This window comes from Corynebacterium riegelii, from assembly GCF_016728505.1.
GTDB classification, from domain to species: domain Bacteria; phylum Actinomycetota; class Actinomycetes; order Mycobacteriales; family Mycobacteriaceae; genus Corynebacterium; species Corynebacterium riegelii.
Genome location: NZ_CP068159.1, coordinates 495,990 through 513,922 on the forward strand (window position 1 = coordinate 495,990; position 17,933 = coordinate 513,922).

At 59.6% G+C, this 17,933-nt stretch carries 15 protein-coding genes and 3 rRNA genes; 6 read left to right on the top strand and 12 right to left on the bottom strand.

The window, feature by feature from the left end; translation table 11 throughout:
• The first annotated feature begins 22 nt into the window (after positions 1-22).
• Entirely contained in the window at positions 23-1,198 is a 1,176-nt protein-coding gene (locus I6I71_RS02250; RefSeq protein ID WP_236587356.1) for an MFS transporter, read from the top strand.
• 13 nt (positions 1,199-1,211) lie between these two features.
• Here the strand turns inward: I6I71_RS02250 and I6I71_RS02255 are convergent, their stop codons facing one another.
• Positions 1,212-2,714, bottom strand: a complete 1,503-nt coding sequence (locus tag I6I71_RS02255; protein WP_201821971.1) for a TM0106 family RecB-like putative nuclease — start codon at positions 2,712-2,714, stop codon at positions 1,212-1,214.
• A gap of 67 nt (positions 2,715-2,781) precedes the next feature.
• On the opposite strand from I6I71_RS02255, the gene I6I71_RS02260 reads away from it, so the two are divergent.
• Complete coding sequence (locus I6I71_RS02260) at positions 2,782-3,168, top strand: DUF6474 family protein (RefSeq protein WP_201821973.1); 387 nt, start codon at positions 2,782-2,784, stop codon at positions 3,166-3,168.
• Between the two features lie 3 nt (positions 3,169-3,171).
• On the opposite strand, the gene I6I71_RS02265 is transcribed toward I6I71_RS02260, so the two are convergent.
• Both I6I71_RS02265 and I6I71_RS02270 read right to left on the bottom strand, forming a co-directional pair.
• Entirely contained in the window at positions 3,172-3,843 is a 672-nt protein-coding gene (locus I6I71_RS02265) for a LuxR C-terminal-related transcriptional regulator (RefSeq protein ID WP_070495128.1), read from the bottom strand.
• A 17-nt stretch (positions 3,844-3,860) separates the two neighbouring features.
• The gene (locus I6I71_RS02270) at positions 3,861-5,096 is read right to left on the bottom strand and encodes a sensor histidine kinase (protein ID WP_070495129.1); all 1,236 of its coding nucleotides are present in this window, start codon (positions 5,094-5,096) and stop codon (positions 3,861-3,863) included.
• Here I6I71_RS02270 and I6I71_RS02275 point away from each other — a divergent pair.
• Positions 5,095-5,679, top strand: coding sequence for a DUF2020 domain-containing protein (locus tag I6I71_RS02275; protein WP_201821975.1), 585 nt, complete (start codon positions 5,095-5,097; stop codon positions 5,677-5,679). The two genes, I6I71_RS02270 and I6I71_RS02275, sit on opposite strands and share 2 nt — an antisense overlap.
• On the top strand, positions 5,676-6,668 hold the full coding sequence (locus tag I6I71_RS11995; protein WP_236587357.1) for a TIGR00730 family Rossman fold protein: 993 nt from the start codon (positions 5,676-5,678) through the stop codon (positions 6,666-6,668). Before I6I71_RS02275 ends, I6I71_RS11995 begins: the two co-directional genes overlap by 4 nt.
• A gap of 19 nt (positions 6,669-6,687) precedes the next feature.
• On the opposite strand, the gene I6I71_RS02290 is transcribed toward I6I71_RS11995, so the two are convergent.
• Positions 6,688-6,840 carry a hypothetical protein gene (locus I6I71_RS02290; protein WP_198147764.1) on the bottom strand — a complete coding sequence of 51 codons (153 nt, stop codon included), beginning with the start codon at positions 6,838-6,840 and terminating at the stop codon, positions 6,688-6,690.
• Positions 6,841-6,867: 27 nt separating this feature from the next.
• Positions 6,868-7,764, bottom strand: a complete 897-nt coding sequence (locus I6I71_RS02295; protein WP_201821977.1) for a class E sortase — start codon at positions 7,762-7,764, stop codon at positions 6,868-6,870.
• Between the two features lie 18 nt (positions 7,765-7,782).
• Here I6I71_RS02295 and yidC point away from each other — a divergent pair, with 18 nt between their 5' ends.
• Complete coding sequence (yidC, locus tag I6I71_RS02300; protein WP_201821979.1) at positions 7,783-8,907, top strand: membrane protein insertase YidC; 1,125 nt, start codon at positions 7,783-7,785, stop codon at positions 8,905-8,907.
• Here the strand turns inward: yidC and I6I71_RS02305 are convergent.
• From I6I71_RS02305 to I6I71_RS02320, 4 genes are all read right to left on the bottom strand, one after another.
• Positions 8,904-9,536: a TetR/AcrR family transcriptional regulator gene (locus I6I71_RS02305; RefSeq protein ID WP_052205787.1), complete on the bottom strand. Its 633-nt coding sequence runs from the start codon at positions 9,534-9,536 to the stop codon at positions 8,904-8,906. The two genes, yidC and I6I71_RS02305, sit on opposite strands and share 4 nt — an antisense overlap.
• Positions 9,537-9,687: 151 nt before the next feature.
• Entirely contained in the window at positions 9,688-9,957 is a 270-nt protein-coding gene (locus I6I71_RS02310) for a GlsB/YeaQ/YmgE family stress response membrane protein (RefSeq protein WP_101734695.1), read from the bottom strand.
• Positions 9,958-10,020: 63 nt separating this feature from the next.
• A complete protein-coding gene (locus I6I71_RS02315) occupies positions 10,021-10,929 on the bottom strand; it encodes a universal stress protein (RefSeq protein ID WP_201821981.1) in 909 nt (302 codons plus the stop codon).
• Positions 10,930-10,967: 38 nt separating this feature from the next.
• Positions 10,968-11,114, bottom strand: coding sequence for a hypothetical protein (locus tag I6I71_RS02320; protein WP_168160147.1), 147 nt, complete (start codon positions 11,112-11,114; stop codon positions 10,968-10,970).
• 20 nt (positions 11,115-11,134) lie between these two features.
• On the opposite strand from I6I71_RS02320, the gene I6I71_RS02325 reads away from it, so the two are divergent.
• On the top strand, positions 11,135-12,094 hold the full coding sequence (locus tag I6I71_RS02325; RefSeq protein WP_236587358.1) for a pseudouridine synthase: 960 nt from the start codon (positions 11,135-11,137) through the stop codon (positions 12,092-12,094).
• 246 nt (positions 12,095-12,340) lie between these two features.
• Here the strand turns inward: I6I71_RS02325 and rrf are convergent.
• The 3 genes from rrf to I6I71_RS02340 form a co-directional block, all read right to left on the bottom strand.
• A 5S ribosomal RNA gene (gene rrf, locus I6I71_RS02330) occupies positions 12,341-12,458 on the bottom strand.
• 115 nt (positions 12,459-12,573) lie between these two features.
• Positions 12,574-15,659 (bottom strand): 23S ribosomal RNA (locus I6I71_RS02335).
• Positions 15,660-16,073: 414 nt separating this feature from the next.
• Positions 16,074-17,584 (bottom strand): 16S ribosomal RNA (locus tag I6I71_RS02340).
• The 16S, 23S and 5S rRNA genes sit together here, the layout of an rRNA operon.
• Positions 17,585-17,933 lie beyond the last annotated feature (349 nt).

The following is a 17,933-nucleotide window of genomic DNA, read 5'->3' on the forward strand; positions in this document are numbered from 1 at the left end:
GGGAGGTCCACCATAGTGACCTATGAGAAAAGGCACCCCTGAATACAGGCGCGCGACAGTGGCCATGCTCTTTGTGGGCTTGGCCATTTTTTCGTCTCTGTACCTGACTCAGGCGCTGCTTCCCATCCTCACCCGCGAGCTGCACACCACGCCATCAACCGCCGCGTGGACTGTCTCCGCCGCAACGGGTGCGTTGGCACTGTGCGTTGTGCCGGCGTCCATCCTGAGCGAGAAGTTTGGCCGCGGACGGGTCATGACCGTCTCCGCCGTCACCGCCACCGCGCTGGGGTTTTCCGTGGCCCTGTCACAAAACATCGAGCAGATGATCGTGCTGCGCGCACTCCAAGGCATGCTGCTGGCAGGCACACCTGCGGTGGCCATGGCGTGGCTGTCCGAAGAGCTTGACCAGCGCGACCTGCCCGGAGCGATGGGCCTCTACATCGCCGGCAACACCATCGGCGGGCTCATGGGACGCCTCATCCCCTCCTTTGTGCTGGAAGTAGCCTCGTGGCGTTGGGCCCTTGCCGCCACCGCCACCATCAGCCTCTCGCTGGCACTTGCCGCCTGGTGGCTATTGCCTGAGCAGCGCAACTTCCACGCCAAGACAAGCATCCGGCCGGGTGCGGAGTTCCGCGCGATTGCAGGCCACCTGACCAACCCGCGCATTGTGGCACTGGCCAGCACGGCCTTTTTAGGCATGGGCGTATTTGTGTCCATGTACAACTTCTTCGGCTTCCGCGCCATCAATGACTTTGGTCTGCCGCCGTCGCTAGCCGGCCTGACCTTCCTGTTGTACTTGTCCGGCACATGGTCAAGCGCCAGGGCCGGCACGTTTGTGGGTCGCTTCGGCCGGGGTCGTGTGGTTGCTGCCGGTGCTGCCATGATGCTGGTCGGCGCCCTGATCGGTGCAAGCGCAAACCTGTGGATCACGTTGATCGGCCTGCTGATCTTCACCGCCAGCTTCTTCGCTATGCACTCCACGGCAACCGGCTGGGTGGGCCAGATCGCTGAGCGCGACCGTGCGGAAGCCTCCAGTCTGTACGTGTTCTCCTACTACATGGGCTCTTCAATCCTCGGCGCGGCAACGGGTCGCGCGTTTGAGGCGCTACCGTGGGCAGGCTTCATGGGCGTGCTAGCCCTGCTGCTGGCGGTACTGACGGCGATTGCGGTGTGGTTGGCGCTGCGGGAGCGCCGCTAACCGCGCACCTGGCCTATTTCATCTGATCAATGAGCGGCACGCCCGGCGCGCCGCTAGTTAAGAAGTCACGCACGGCGCGGGTGGCGCGGCAGTCGTCCTCGTTGTAGCGCAGCAGCATGTCGCGGGCGGCCTGGTTTCCAAGGCGCGCTGCGCGCCGTAAAGCAATGGAGCGCTCGCCGTCCACGTCCTCGTCTTCCCAGGTGTACCCGGCTGCCGGGGCGAGCACTTTCAGGCCCAGCCCGTCGGTTCCCACCAGGTGTTTGCGTGCGTAGGCGAACACGTCGACCCACTCATCGCTGCTCAGAAACGCCGCGACCTCTGCTGCATCCACGGAGCCGAACCGCTTCGCTGAGCTGCGCATCCAGTAGTTCTCGCCTCCCGCGGCAAAGCAGTATGCCCGGAAGGTTTTGCCCGCAGAGCTTGCTGCTTGTTTGCGCTGACGCAACCACCCCCAAAACTGCCCAAAGTTTCGCTCCTCCGCCGCCGAATCAGCACCGCCAACCTCGTCCCACGTGACAAAGGAGTAGTAGCGCTGCCCATCAAAGGCGCCCCACAGGTAGGCACCTTGGTCCAGGTAGGCCTCCATGTCGATATCAATCTCCACATCAGCACGCGGGATGGTGATCTCGCCGGGGCGGCGAAGCAGCGGAATGTCCTTACGCCAGGCGCGGGCGATGGCGGAGGGTTCGCCCACGTTGGCGTCGATTAGCATCTGCACCGTGGTGATCCCCTCATCGCGCAACACGTCGCCGCGGCCGCCGGGAAGAACCAGCGAAATATCGTCCAGCTCCTCCAGGCGCGGGCGGCACAACTCCCAGAACCGGCAGGTCGCGCACTGTTTCAAGCGCTTCGGCTCAGCGGGGATCGGGGCAGTGAGCGCCTCAATCAGTGGCGGGATGAACCGCTCCACATCCCCGATGTAGGCGCGTGTGCGGTCCTGGCCAATCACGCCACCGCGGCCGGTGGCCTTGCCGTAATCGCGCAACAGCATCTCCGCGATGGCCAGGCGGTAGCCGTCCACGGTGTGGTGGCGCGGCTTCGCCGGCACCTCAAGCGGTGCGGACAACCCAAGCCGGCCAACCGGGATCATCGCCATACGCGAGGTCTCATGCGCACGCGCCACCCGGTGATTCGAGATGATCACCGGCAGGTAATCGTGGCCGTCGCGCACCAGCACGTCCACGTCCGCAACCACGCGCACGCCCTCAATCTGGCCCGTCAACCTAGCGTTTGTAATCACGTGTGCGCCGGCGCGTATCGCAGCGATCGTGTGCGCTGCCTGCTCGTCGTCCCCATCCGCCGGGTCCACATCAACCCGGATGAACAGCTTCCTGCGGCCATCACCCACCGCACGCTTGGTGGGAAGTGCGTTGAGAACAAGGGCGCGTGCGGCGTCTATACGCGGCTGGCGCTCCAGCGACTCCGGCAACGGCGGGATATTCGGGTGCACCGCGCGCTGGTGGAGCCTATAGCGGCAACCCACCAGATCATTCGCACGCACTTGGGCCGGGAACATCACAATGCCCCAAATGCTACCCGTCGCGCGCGCCGTACATGGACCGTACATGGGTAAGGTGGACGCCATGGGAATTCTCAAGTCCATCCGCAAGAACAGCAAAAAGCAGCTGAAGAAGGTTGAAGCGGAAGTAAAAAAGGCCGAGGCAACCGCCCGCAAGTACTCCCGCGACGAGGCCAAGGCTGACCTGCGCATCGCACAACTGCTGGACAAGGCAGAAAAGCGCCTGCTTAAGGAAGAGCAGAAGGGGCTGAAGCGCAAGCGCAAGCACGAAAAGGACCTGGCCAAGGCGCACCTGAAGCGTATCGACGAAGCCGGCCTGACCAAGAAGAAAGCCAAAAACCTCGCCGGCGCACTGCGCGTTCTGGTTCCGGTGCTGCTGCCGCTGATCTACAAGGGTCTGACCGCTTACCAGCAGCGCGAACTGGACAACCGCGCCGCCAGCCAGCGCTAGAACCTACAGCACGCCCATCTCGCGGGCGGACGCCACCGCGGAGGTGCGGGAGCGCACACCCAACTTGTCGTAGATATGCACAAGGTGGCTTTTCACCGTGGCCTCCGACAACATGAGCTCCGCGCCGATCTCGCGGTTGGATGAGCCGGCGGCCACCAGCTGCAGTACCTCCAGCTCACGCGGGGTGAGTGAGGAGCGCGGGGTGCGCTCACGCGTAGCCAGCTTGTCGCGCACGGTTGGTGACATCGGCACCGCCTCACCGGCGGCGCCATCCGCAACGCTTTCATCCATGCCCGCCACGGATCGGACGGCGGCGAGGAGTTCTTCCGGCGGGGCGTCTTTCAGCATGTAGCCCACCGCACCGGCCTCGATGGCGCCGAGGATGTCAGCGTCCGTGTCGTAATTGGTCACCACCAGCACCTTTGGCGGGTTGGTCATGGAGCTGCGGATGGCGGCGGTGGCTTGCGCCCCCGTCATCACGCGGGTGCCCTGGGGGCCAGCGCCGAAACGCAGGTCCATCAGGATTACGTCAATGCCCCCGGCCTGAGCCGTGGCAATTGCGCCTTCCGCGGTGGCTACCTCACCAACCACCATGATGTCGTCTGCCTGCTCCAACACAGAGCGCAGGCCAAGGCGCACAATCTCATGATCATCAGCCAGTAACACGCGAATCATGCCATCATCCTAACTGTCTAGTCCGAACTATCTACAGCACCGTCCACAGGCACCGCCACGGAGATTGCCGTCGGCCCGCCCGGCGCGGACTCAATGGTCAGCTCCCCGCCAAGCTCCGCGGCGCGCGAACGCATCGCATCCAACCCCAGGTGGCCAAGACCTGCGGGTTTGCCGGCTTGCGCTGCAACGTCAAAGCCCACGCCGTTATCCACAACGTCCAGGCGGATCTCCTCAGGCTCGTGCGTAAGTGTTACCCGCACGCGGCTCGCCCCCGAATGCTGCACGGCATTCGACACCGCGCCTTGGGCGATGCGCAGCAGCCCAGCCTCCACACGCATGGGCAGTTTCTGCGGCTCACCGTGGGTTTCCACCTGGATATCCATGTCGCTGGCATGCGCAAAGTCCGCGGCAATCCGCTCCAGAGCTTCGCTTATCGACGCTTCGCGCAACCCCGCCGGCGTCAACGCCGCAATCATCGCGCGAGTCTCCGCCAAGTTGTTAGACGCCGCCCGGCGTGCCGCCTCCATCCGGCGCAGCGGCTGTTCAAGCTCTTCTTCAGCCACGTCAAGGTTGCCCAAGTCCCGCTCGGCGGCGTGCAGCAACATTTGGATAGAGGACAAGTTCTGCGCCACCGTGTCATGAATCTCGTGCGCCAAGCGTTCGCGCTCCTGCGCCACACCTGCTTCGCGTTCGGACTCGGCGAGTTGTTCGCGGGTGGACAGTAGCTCGTCGATAAGCAGAAGCCTCTCGCGGCTCACCCTGCCGATGGTGGTGAATGCATAGTTGATTGCCACCACCACAACGGCGGACAGGGCCGGGCCCATAATGCCGCCGAGGGTGAGCCCGGTGGGGATCTGGAAGATGATGGCAATGGCCAGGTCAATGGCCACAAACAGCAAACCCCGCCAATCATTAAACGCACGCAGGGAAACAAAGAACAGCAGAAACACCCAGTAGATGGCCACCGGCGAGATGGTCATGTCTGAAATCCACACCGCCGTGACCGCACTGAGCCACACCAGCTTGCCCAACGTGCCCCACCGCGGCATCTCCACCATGCCGTAGAACAACAGGAACGAAAACGCGGTGACCAGCACAATGTGCAGCAACGCCTCATTCAGCGGCATCCGAGCAAGCGCGAGCAGGGACACCAGCACCAAACTCACAGCCAAGACGGTCACGCCGGAGTCAATAGCTTTGTTGTCTGGGATGTCTGCGGGGTCCCGCTCCAACATCACTAGTCTGGAGCTCATGCGTTTGAGACTACCCACCCTGCTCCTGTGCGCGGCCCTGGCGGGGTGCGCGGGCGCATCGGACAACCCCGGTGCGCCGGGTGCTTCGGACAACACCGACGCACCGGAAGGAGCTGAAGCCGCTGAGGCCCCCGCCGGCGACGGCCTGCCGTTAGACGCACTGCCGGGCACAGACCGCAACGGCTGGGTCGACTGCCCCTACCTGGACACGCAATGGGTGGCAGACACCAACGGCCAACGCGTCACAGGCGTAGGCATCGACGAACGCTTCAACCCACCCGCCTGCCAATACTGGTCCTATCCTCCAGAGCCGCAACTGACCGTGTTTGTGCGCCACATGCCCAGCCCACCAGAAGCGATGGCAGTAGTGGACTGGGCCATGCCTATCGACACCACCGCGCCGGCCGACCAGCCCGAAGGGTGGAACGGCGGACGCCACGGCGGCGGCGACGTCCCCGGCCGCCTCGGCGCCGGCTACGCGGTAGCGCACGGCGACACGGCCGTGGTGGTGTTTACCAACCAAAACGAATCCGTTAAAGCACAGCTTGTTGCGGAGCAAGTTATCGCTAACCTAGGACTGTGACTCAACCAGGGACCCAACCAGAAATCCGCGTCGCCGCCGTAGTGATCCGCAACCCCCAGGGCGCGGTGCTGTGCGTGCGCAAAAAGTCCAGCCCCCGCTTCCAACTACCGGGCGGCAAGCTTGAGGCCGGCGAATCGCCGCTGGACGCGGCCCTGCGCGAAACGTTAGAAGAGATCGGTCTCAACCTGGATCGGCACCAACTTGGGCTCCTCGGCCAGTTTTCTGCCGAGGCATCCAACGAGCCCGGCCACACGGTGACCTCGACCGTGTTCGCCGCCCCAGCCGACGTGCTGGAGCGGGTGGGCGCCCAGCCGCAGCCGGCCGCTGAAATCGCTGAGGTGGACTGGATCCACCCGGCGGATACCGCTGGTTATGAGCTTGCTCCGCTGCTTGCCACCCGTATCTTCCCGGCGCTTCGCCCACGCGCGCTCAAGGCGGTCGCCGTCTTCGCCGGCGCTCGCGACGCCACCGACCCCGCCACGAGCGAACTTGCCTACGCGCTCGGCCAGGCACTTGCCAAGGCCGGCATCACCCTGGTCTACGGCGGCTCCAAGCTGGGCCTTATGGGCCAGGTCGCCTCCGGCGCGCATGACGCGGGCGGTCGCACCCACGGCGTGCTCACCACACACCTGGCCAACTATGAGCTGAAGTATGACGAGCTAGATGAACTTGAACTGGTTGGCACCATGGCGGAGCGTAAAATCCGCATGAGCGAGCTTGCGGACGGCATCATCGCACTCCCCGGCGGCGTGGGCACGCTTGATGAGCTCTTTGATGCCTGGACGTCCCAACAACTCGGCCTCAACCCCATCCCCATCGGGCTGCTGGGCTCCGAGTTCTGGCGCCCGCTTACCACCATGGTGGATCATATGGTTGCCCAGGGCTTCGTGCGGGCTACGGACCGGGAGCATTTACTGCTTGACGACGCCCCCGCCAGCCTCCTCACCCGCTTCCAAACCTGGATTCCGCCAGTACCCCGCTGGATCTAAACAGCGCTTAAACAGCGACTTAAACAGCGACGTCGTTGTACGGCATGAATGAGGACACCCAGGGAAACACCACGTTCATAAGCAGCAGGAACACCGCCACCAGAATCACGATGGTGATCAGCCATTTCACCGGCGGGGTACCGGGCAGTTTGTTCCACAGGTATGAGTACATGTCCTAGGGCCTTCCGTTAGCTTTGCGTCATCTTTCAGTCATGGCGGCGGGCAGCGCACCCTCGCCGTCTGGGGTTTTCGGCACCGCCTCCGTCTTCACCGCGTGGATGATCATGCGCTCCTTGTTGGAGAACTGCGGGTGGCACGTGGTCAGCGTCAAGATGGACTCCATGCCCGGCATAACTTCCGTCGACGGGGTTTCCGGCATGGGGTTGACCACGTTGATGTCGTTCGGCAGCGTGATGTGCCGTCCAAGCACTGAGGCATAGTCGCCGGTTGCTATGCGTTCGTTGAGGTCGGGTGGGAGGCACGTGGACGTCGATAAGCGACGAAGCTCCGCATCCCCCTCCATCGGCAGCACCCGGTAGGTGACCCACTGAGTCTGGGTCTCAACCACAATTGCGTCGCAGGCATTGAGCTGGCCCAAGTCATTGAACGGCGCGCCTTTGCCCACGCGGTGGCCGGCCACGGCGAAGTTGCCGGGCTCACCAGGCATCTGCGTGCCGGGGTAGCGGCCAGGGCCGGCGAGCAGCGCTGTCGGGTCCACACCCTCAATGATGGCGAAGCGGTAATCCGGGCCAAAGGAGGGAATGTACATGCGGGCAAAGGCGTCACCCTCCGCAGGCGCGTGGACGGAGCGGGGGTTAACCCAGTTTTCCTCCCATACCTCTTCAAGCCGTGACTGCGCCTCATTCTGCATCTTGCCGGAGGCGATGTTGGTCCAAAACGACTCATAGAACGCAAAGAGCAACAGCACCGCGCCAATGGTCAGCAGCACCTCACCAATAATCTGGCCAGGGGTGACGCGCGCAGGTTTGCGTGCCTTGTTACCGGAGTTCTTCCCCAGGTTCTCGCTCAAGTTCTCACCCGGCCAAAACGGTTGGGGTGCCCCGCCCATTGCCGCTCCCGTGGTTGCCGATTGCATGGCCTAACATTAACGCACATGCTGGAAATGCTCGTGTACCCGGTGTCTGCCGTGATGAAGTTCTGGCACTGGCTGCTGGCCGGATTGCTTGGCGCGGACTCCAACGCCGCCTGGGTTGCCTCGGTGTTTCTGCTAGTGATCTCCGTACGCTCGCTGATTTTGCCGTTTGCGTGGCAGACAATTGCCAGCACGCGGCGCGCCTTCCTCATGCGTGCACACTTGGAGGAGGTGCAGCGCAAGTACGGCGAGTCCACCGATGTGGAGGACCTGCGTGCGGAGCAAGACGCGCGCAAGCAGATCCAAAAAGACCACGGCTATAACCCGCTCGCCGGGTGTGTGCCGGTGTTTGTCCAGGTGCCGGTGTTTCTTGGCCTGTATCGGCTGCTGCAGTGGATGTCCGTTCCGGATGCGTCCGCGGGCCGTAAGATCGGCGTGCTTTCAGACGCGGAAATCGCCTCCTTCCGCGACACCACCTTCTTCCACGTGCCCTTGTCTGCCTATGTGTCTATGGATGAGGCACAGTTCGCCTTCCTTGGCACCACCCAAGAGGCCACGCTGAAGGTGGCGTTGCCGTTTGTCATCATGGCCGCGGTGTTTACCTCCGGAAACCTGCTGATCAACCAGGCACGCAACCGCACGATGTTGGAGTGGGCGAACACCTTCACGCGCCGCAGCTACTACTTTTTGTACTGGTTCGTGCCGTTCGTCGCCGTGATGCTGCTGCTCTCCGGCTTGACTGGCCCGGTGCCGATCGCGCTGCTGATGTACTGGGTGGGCAACAACCTGTTCACCACCGTGCAGACGGTCGCGCTGTGGGCGTTGGCCGTTCGCACAATGCCGGCCTCCGACATTCACTTTGAGGCCCAGGCCGCGGCGCGTGAGAAGTACCGCACGCAGCGCGCCGAGGTCAAGGAGCATAAGTCTGCTTTATTGCGCCTCCGCGCATCCACCCTCACCACCCCCACCCAAGCCGGCCGCATCCACCGCGAAATTCGCGACGCTAAACGGGCGCGCAAGCAAGAAAAACGCGAGGAGAAACAGCGGAAGAAAACGCTGGAGAGCGAGCGCTCAGCGGCCAGGCGCGAACTTGCGCTGCTGCGTAAGAAGGAACGCGAAGAGCAAAAAGCCAGCGAGCAGGACTAGATCGAGTAGTCCGCAGGCGGCGCGCCGAGTTCGTTCTTGGCCAGTTCGCGGGCCTTCTCCAATGGGGTCACGCTCTGGGTGAACCTTGCCCCCGCCAAGCCACCGTCTAAGTAGATCAGCAGTTCATCTGCTTGCGCAGCAGAGTCGTAGCCGTTCTTCTCCGTGAGCAAGCGAGTGAGCGTGGAGTGCATCCAACGCCTGTGGTCCAGGCTGGTTTCCACAATGCGCTTCTCGGATTCTGTCTCCGGGCGCGGGTATTCCGTTGCCGCGTTGAAGAAGGGTGAGCCGCGGAAGTTCTTCTCCGGCTCCTCATCAATCGCCATGTCAAAAAAGACAAGGATTTTTCCATCCAGGTCCGCCGCCTGGTCGGCGCGTTCCTGCCAGCGCTGGCGGTACTGCTCATCCATGCGCTCAAGGTACGCAACCACCAGGTTGTCCTTGGAGCCGAGCAGGGAGTACAGGGAGGCTTTGGCCACGTCTGCTTCGCGCAGCACGCGGTCGATGCCGATGACGCGGATGCCTTCCTCGTTGAAAAGCTTCGTCGCCGCATCTAGAAGGCGCTGCCTCGGGCTCGGCCGATTACGACGCCGCGGGGCAGGCTTCTTCTTTGCCGCGTCTGAGGATGCCACCTACGTCTCCCTTTCATATAGACAAACCGGTACGTTCATACTACCCCGGGTGGCAAATCGCGCAATGGGCGCCAACAAATAAATTCCCCCGAGCTACTTTTTCAAGCAGCCCGGGGGAATTCCTAAATAGGTGAAGCGCTATTTCTTGTGGCTATTTCTTGTGGCCGGAAACCTTATTCACAATCCACAGCAACACCACCGCACCCAACAGGCAGGTGAGGAAGCTAAAGATAGAGCCTCGGTCCGAGACCTGGATACCAGCCAGGGTAAGCAGCCAGCCGCCGATCAGGCCGCCGACAATACCAACGAGGATGTTCAAACCAATGCCCATCTGGGCATCACGGTTTTGAATCCTCGAGGCTACCCAGCCGGCCAAGCCGCCGATAATAATCCAGCCAAGAAATCCAAGAGTGGGGGTCATAGTTTTGAGGTCCTTTCACAGATAAACGTTGTGTTTACTTTTCCAGGACCCCATTATGCCCTTCTATGCGTTATATCGCACGACCATCATCGGGCACGGCGCCGACTGCAGCAGCGCACGCGAGGTGGAACCAAGCAGCATTCCCTTGAAGCCACCGCGTCCGTGCGAGCCCGTGACCAGCAGCTGCGCGTTCTCTGCGGCTTCCGTCAGGGCACGTACTGGGCGGTCGCGGGTGATCACGCGCTTGACTTCAACGTCCGGGAACTTTTCGCCAACTTCACGCAGATAGTTGTCCAAAAGCTCCGCCTGCTCGTCGTGAACCTCCTGCCAACGGTCCTCTGTAATGGCGAAGCCAGCACCCGGGGCCGGCACGTGTGTATCAATCCACGTGTGCACCGCAACAAGCTCCGCACCGCGGGCCTGCGCCTCTTCAAACGCAACCTCAGCGGCACGTTGGGAGACTTCAGAGCCGTCAATACCAACAACAACCGGGCCGTACTTGTTCGCCTCGGTCACCGCGTTATCTTCACGCACCACCACAACTGGGCAGTATGCGTGGGAGACCACAGCACCGGAGACGGAACCAAGCATCACGCCAGACAGGCCGCCGAGGCCACGCGAGCCCATGGCGATCATGCCGGCTTCACGAGACATCTCCAACAGCATGTCAATCGGCGAGCTTTCCGCCACAGCATGACCAATGCGCAACTCAGGCGCAACCTCAAGTGCGAGCGCACGAGCGTCATCGATCTTCTGCATGGTTTCACGCTGCAGGTCATCATAAAGCTCCTGCGGCGGGACCATGCCCTCTGCGTACAGGAACCGCGGCATGGTGTAGCTGGACGCAAGGCGCAGCGCCACATTGCGCTTGGCCGCCGCGTTAGCTGCCCAACGAACTGCGTTGTTTGATGCCGGGCTGCCGTCTACTGCAACAACAATGTCGGTGCCGCGTACTTCTTCTTCCTCGGACATGATCCGATCCTTTCCCTCTCTACGCTGTTACTTCCAGCTTACTTCGGCAGCTCCACGGGGTGCGCGGGTTCCGCGTTGGCCGGGTAGAACAGGTCATAGAGTGCCGCGAGGATGTCGGCGATGCCTTTGCCCACACCTTCGCGGAAGAATGCCAGTACTGGTTCAAGTATTGCTGCTAGATCCATGGCCGATAATGTACTACAACATGGCACGCGCGAAACGGAGAACTGAACCCCCGTTGCCTCCTCAGGGCGGCTTGGGGGCTTCGCGCGCCCGCGTCCCCGAGGGCCCGGGGGTGCGCGCGATTGATTTTGTGTGGCATTTGGTTTCCACCCAGCGCCACCGTCACCCGGAGGATGACTTTTCTGCTGTTGAGGAGCGCTTTCGGGAAGGTTTGGTGGTGCGTAGTGGCGCAACTGCAATTAGCCCCGATGAGTGGCTGACCCCTGGCACTGACGTCTTTTTCTATCGACGTCCCGCCCCCGAAACCCCCGTGCCCTACGAAATCCGAACGGTTTTTGAGGACGACACCATCCTGGTTGTGGACAAGCCGCCCTTCTTAGCGACGATGCCCCGCGCCTCCCACATCACCGAAACCGCCACCGTGCGCCTTCGCCGCGCCACGGGCAATGAGGAACTCACTCCAGCTCACCGGCTGGATCGCGGCACGTCGGGGCTTTTGCTTTTTACTAAACGACGCCACGCCCGCGGCCCCTACCAAGAACTCTTCGCCCGCCGCGAAGTAGACAAAATGTATGAGGCGATCGCACCCTATGTGGATGTAGCGGCACCCACCGAGTGGTCACACCACCTGGTGAAGGTTGCCGGCGAGCCAGCTGGTTCCATCGTTGACGAACTTGAGCCGAACTCACATACTGAGGTTGCTTCGGTGACCCGGCTTGGAGCTTCTGAGGAGCGGGAGCTGCAGCGGCTGTACGGGGTGGATGCGCCGCTTGCCCGCTACGTGCTACACCCGATTACTGGGCGCACACACCAGCTCCGACTGCAAATGATGGCAGAAGCCGCCCCCATTCTTGGCGACACCATCTACCCCACCCTCCTCCCAGCCGACGCCGAAGACTTCTCCACCCCAATGCTCCTGCGCTGCACGGGACTTGCCTTCATTGATCCCCTAACCGGCGAGCCTCGCTCCTTCAGCGTGTAGGTCTCGGGGCCAGCTTCCCTACCGACTCTCCCGGGTGACACTCCCCGGGCAACCGATTCGCTGCTAGTCGTTATCTGCTAGTCGATACGTTGTTTCCGGCCGTGTGTGTACACATTCGACCTGGGGTTTTGTGGGTGTCTTTTCGTTATCGTCTAGCAGGATTCGGGGGGGCACAAACACACAAAAAGCAGCCCGTCTACCACGTGTGTGGCAGGCGGGCTGCTTGATCATGTTTTGAAGTTGTTGGGTCGGCGGTAACCTACTCTCCCACACCCTCCCGAGTGCAGTACCATCAGCGCGGGCAGGCTTAGCTTCCGGGTTCGGAATGGGACCGGGCGTTTCCCTGCCGCTATCAACCACCGACACACTTATAGGGCCAATGCTTGGCGTTCCACTACCTGTTATGTACAAGGGGTGGTGTGTCAGATACCGGAAAGTGGACGCGACAGTCACTGTTACATTCAGTGTTTGTGTTGTGTTGTTGTTTGTGTTGGTGGATTAGTACCAGTCACCTCATCACATTGCTGTGTTTCCAGTTCTGGCCTATCAACCCCATAGTCTATAGGGCACCTATAATGAAACCTCATCTTAAAACAGGCTTCCCGCTTAGATGCTTTCAGCGGTTATCCCTTCCGTACGTAGCCAACCAGCGATGCTCCTGGCGGAACAACTGGCACACTAGAGGTACGTCCGTCCCGGTCCTCTCGTACTAGGGACAGCCTTCTTCAAGTTTCAACGCGCGCGGCGGATAGAGACCGAACTGTCTCACGACGTTCTGAACCCAGCTCGCGTGCCGCTTTAATGGGCGAACAGCCCAACCCTTGGGACCTACTCCAGCCCCAGGATGCGACGAGCCGACATCGAGGTGCCAAACCATCCCGTCGATATGGACTCTTGGGGAAGATCAGCCTGTTATCCCCGGGGTACCTTTTATCCGTTGAGCGACACCACATCCACAAGTAGGTGCCGGATCACTAGTCCCGACTTTCGTCCCTGCTCGACTTGTAAGTCTCGCAGTCAAGCTCCCTTGTGCACTTACACTCTAAACACCTGATTGCCAACCAGGCTGAGGGAACCTTTGGGCGCCTCCGTTACATTTTGGGAGGCAACCGCCCCAGTTAAACTACCCACCAGGCACTGTCCCCAACCCAGATCATGGGCCAAGGTTCAGGTATCCACTACGGTCAGAGTGGTATTTCAACAACGACTCCACAACCACTGGCGTGGCTGTATCAACGTCTCCCACCTATCCTACACAAACCGCACCGAACACCAATACCAAGCTGTAGTGAAGGTCCCGGGGTCTTTTCGTCCTGCCGCGCGAAACGAGCATCTTTACTCGTACTGCAATTTCACCGGGCCTGTGGTTGAGACAGCAGGGGAGTCGTTACGCCATTCGTGCAGGTCGGAACTTACCCGACAAGGAATTTCGCTACCTTAGGATGGTTATAGTTACCACCGCCGTTTACTGGGGCTTAAATTCTCCGCTTCGACCCAAAAGGGTCTAACAGGTCCTCTTAACCTTCCAGCACCGGGCAGGCGTCAGTCCGTATACATCAACTTAACCGTCTTCGCACGGACCTGTGTTTTTGATAAACAGTCGCTCCCCTCTCTTCTCTGCGACCCACACCAGCAACCACAACGCAAGATTGTGTCACCGGTTTGGGTCCCCCTTCTCCCGAAGTTACGGGGGCATTTTGCCGAGTTCCTTAACCACAGTTCACCCGCTCGCCTTAGTATGCTCTACCTGACTACCTGTGTCGGTTTCGGGTACGGGCCGTCTACACACATCGCTAGAGGCTTTTCTCGGCAGCACAGGATCACCACCATCACCCATATATGGGCTACGCATCACGCCTTGCACATATAACAACCGGATTTGCCATGTTGTCGTGCTGCACGCTTGCACCAGAATCCAATAACTGGCGTGGCTACCACTCTGCGTCACCCCATCACTTACCTACAACAAATCAGGCCCCACGCATCACCACCAACCACACACCACAAGGGTGCGTATATCAGTAGCTTTGGGTGGTTAGTATCATTGCTTCAGCATTGGTCGCGTGTAGGCGGGTACGGGAATATCAACCCGTTGACCATCGACTACGCCTGTCGGCCTCGCCTTAGGACCCGACTCACCCTGGGAAGACGAACTTGACCCAGGAACCCTTCGTCATTCGGCGGATACGATTCTCACGTATCATTCGTTACTCATGCCTGCATTCTCACTCGCGTGCAGTCCACACCCCCTTACGGTAATGCTTCACCCCACACACGACGCTCCCCTACCCATAGTAAAAACTATGCCGCGGCTTCGGCGGTGTACTTGAGCCCCACTGAATTGTCGGCGCGGAACCACTCGACCAGTGAGCTATTACGCACTCTTTCAAGGGTGGCTGCTTCTAAGCCAACCTCCTGGCTGTCTTCGCGATCCTACATCCTTTTCCACTTAGTACACCCTTAGGGGCCTTAACCGGCGATCTGGGCTGTTTCCCTCTCGACTATGAAGCTTATCCCCCACAGTCTCACTGCTATACACCACTTTTAACCGGCATTCGGAGTTTGGCTGACATTGCTAAGATGATAGTCCCGCTCAACCAACCAGTAGCTCTACCTCCAGCAAGCTTGTATAACGCTGCACCTAAATGCATTTCGGGGAGAACCAGCTATCACGGAGTTTGATTGGCCTTTCACCCCTACCCACAACTCATCCCCTCAGTTTTCAACCTAAGTGGGTTCGCGCCTCCACAACCTCTTACAGCTGCTTCACACTGGCCATGGGTAGATCACCCCGCTTCGGGTCCAGGACATGCCACTAACAACACCCATTTCGGATTCGCTTTCGCTACGACTACCCCACAGACTGGGTTAACCTCGCGACATGCCGCTGACTCGCAGGCTCATTCTTCAAAAGGCACGCCATCACACACATTGAGGTGCTCTGACGGATTGTAAGCGCACGGTTTCAGGAACTCTTTCACTCCCCTCCCGGGGTACTTTTCACCATTCCCTCACGGTACTATCCACTATCGGTCACACTGAGTATTTAGGCTTACCGGGTGGTCCCGGCAGATTCACAGCAGATTTCACGGGCCCGCTGCTACTCGGGGAAAAACACATACACCCAACACAGCTATGTCTTCGCGTACAGGACTCATCACCTTCTTCGGTGCACCATCCCAGGCGCTTCCGCTGACACAACCACATCAAGCAAGTCACTAGCAGATAACTTACGATGCGCCCCACAACCCCACATGCGCAACCCCTGCCAGGTATCACACACACATGGTTTAGCCTCATCCGCGTTCGCTCGCCACTACTAACGGAATCACAATTGTTTTCTTCTCCTGCGGGTACTGAGATGTTTCACTTCCCCGCGTTCACCCCCATACAGGCTATAGATTCACCTGCAGGTAACACCACATAACTGGTGCCAGGTTTCCCCATTCGGACATCCTCGGATCAACGCTTAGTTGGCAACTCCCCGAGGCTTAACGCAGCCTCACACGTCCTTCATCGGCTCAGCATGCCAAGGCATCCACCGTACGCCCTTGACCACAAACGAAATACACATACTAAGAACAAACAAAAAACAGAAAAAACAGAAAAACAAACACACACCCAAACACCAACCTAAAAGGCCAGCATCCAGATGCATGATGCTCGCGTCCACTCTCCAGTTCTCACACACCACACCCACACACCAACACACCACCCAAACCAGGTGACACATCAGCATGAGGCAGTTAGGAACACACACATTCGTGTTGCCCCAGACACCCAACAGCATGCCAACACATACAAACGCTTGTAGAAAATGATTACTGTGCGATACCCCGATATTGCGTTCCACACCACCTTCTGGTGTGGGGTATGCATCCACCCGGATTCTTTTTAAAAAACAACTAGTGGCAGTCACACACTCGGCGACATCAACCACCAACACCCACAACTGTGGGTTAAACATAAAGCTCCTTAGAAAGGAGGTGATCCAGCCGCACCTTCCGGTACGGCTACCTTGTTACGACTTCGTCCCAATCGCCGATCCCACCTTCGACAGCTCCTTTTGACAGGCCACTGGCTTCGGGTGTTACCAACTTTCATGACGTGACGGGCGGTGTGTACAAGGCCCGGGAACGTATTCACCGCAGCGTTGCTGATCTGCGATTACTAGCGACTCCGACTTCATGGGGTCGAGTTGCAGACCCCAATCCGAACTAAGGCCGGCTTTCAGCGATTCGCGTCCCCTCACGAGGTAGCTGCGCGTTGTACCGACCATTGTAGCATGTGTGAAGCCCTGGACATAAGGGGCATGATGATTTGACGTCATCCCCACCTTCCTCCGAGTTAACCCCGGCAGTTTCTCATAAGTCCCCACCATCACGTGCTGGCAACATAAGACAAGGGTTGCGCTCGTTGCGGGACTTAACCCAACATCTCACGACACGAGCTGACGACAACCATGCACCACCTGTACACCAGCCACAAGGGAAACTACATCTCTGCAGCGATCCGGTGTATGTCAAGCCCAGGTAAGGTTCTTCGCGTTGCATCGAATTAATCCACATGCTCCGCCGCTTGTGCGGGCCCCCGTCAATTCCTTTGAGTTTTAGCCTTGCGGCCGTACTCCCCAGGCGGGGCGCTTAATGCGTTAGCTACGGCACGAACCCCGTGGAAGGGACTCACACCTAGCGCCCACCGTTTACGGCATGGACTACCAGGGTATCTAATCCTGTTCGCTCCCCATGCTTTCGCTCCTCAGCGTCAGTTACTGCCCAGAGACCTGCCTTCGCCATCGGTGTTCCTCCTGATATCTGCGCATTTCACCGCTACACCAGGAATTCCAGTCTCCCCTACAGCACTCAAGTTATGCCCGTATCGCCTGCAGTCCCACAGTTAAGCCGTGGACTTCCACAAACGACGCGACAAACCACCTACGAGCTCTTTACGCCCAGTAATTCCGGACAACGCTCGCACCCTACGTATTACCGCGGCTGCTGGCACGTAGTTAGCCGGTGCTTCTTCTCCAAATACCGTCAAAATTCGTCTTTGGCGAAAGGAGTTTACAACCCGAAGGCCGTCATCCCCCACGCGGCGTCGCTGCATCAGGCTTCCGCCCATTGTGCAATATTCCCCACTGCTGCCTCCCGTAGGAGTCTGGGCCGTATCTCAGTCCCAATGTGGCCGTACACCCTCTCAGGCCGGCTACCCGTCGACGCCTTGGTAGGCCATTACCCCACCAACAAGCTGATAGGCCGCGAGCTCATCCCACACCGAAAAAACTTTCCACCACAACACCTACGAAGTGGTCCTATCCGGTATTAGACCCAGTTTCCCAGGCTTATCCCGAAGTGCAGGGCAGATCACCCACGTGTTACTCACCCGTTCGCCACTCGAGTACCCAAGCAAGCTTGGGCCTTTCCGTTCGACTTGCATGTGTTAAGCACGCCGCCAGCGTTCATCCTGAGCCAGGATCAAACTCTCCACAAAAACGTTTCAGCAGAAACAGGCCGTGAAAAGCCCAATACCTAACCAAAAACAAACCAACCAACACAACACAACACAACACCTGCATCATGTCAGCCTGGCTTAAAAAATCCTTGAATTACTATCCGTTTCTTGACCATCCGACGAGGAAAAACACCAAGAAACAACATTTTCAGCAAAACATCACCATGTGACGCACCGAAACAGACAATGCCACCATCCAAGATTCATGACACCACCAACCGGCACACACCACAACACGTGGCACACACAACAACATTCCACAAACAAAATGCATTGGCACACTATCGAGTTCTCAAACAACACACGCACACCCATCAACCCACCACAA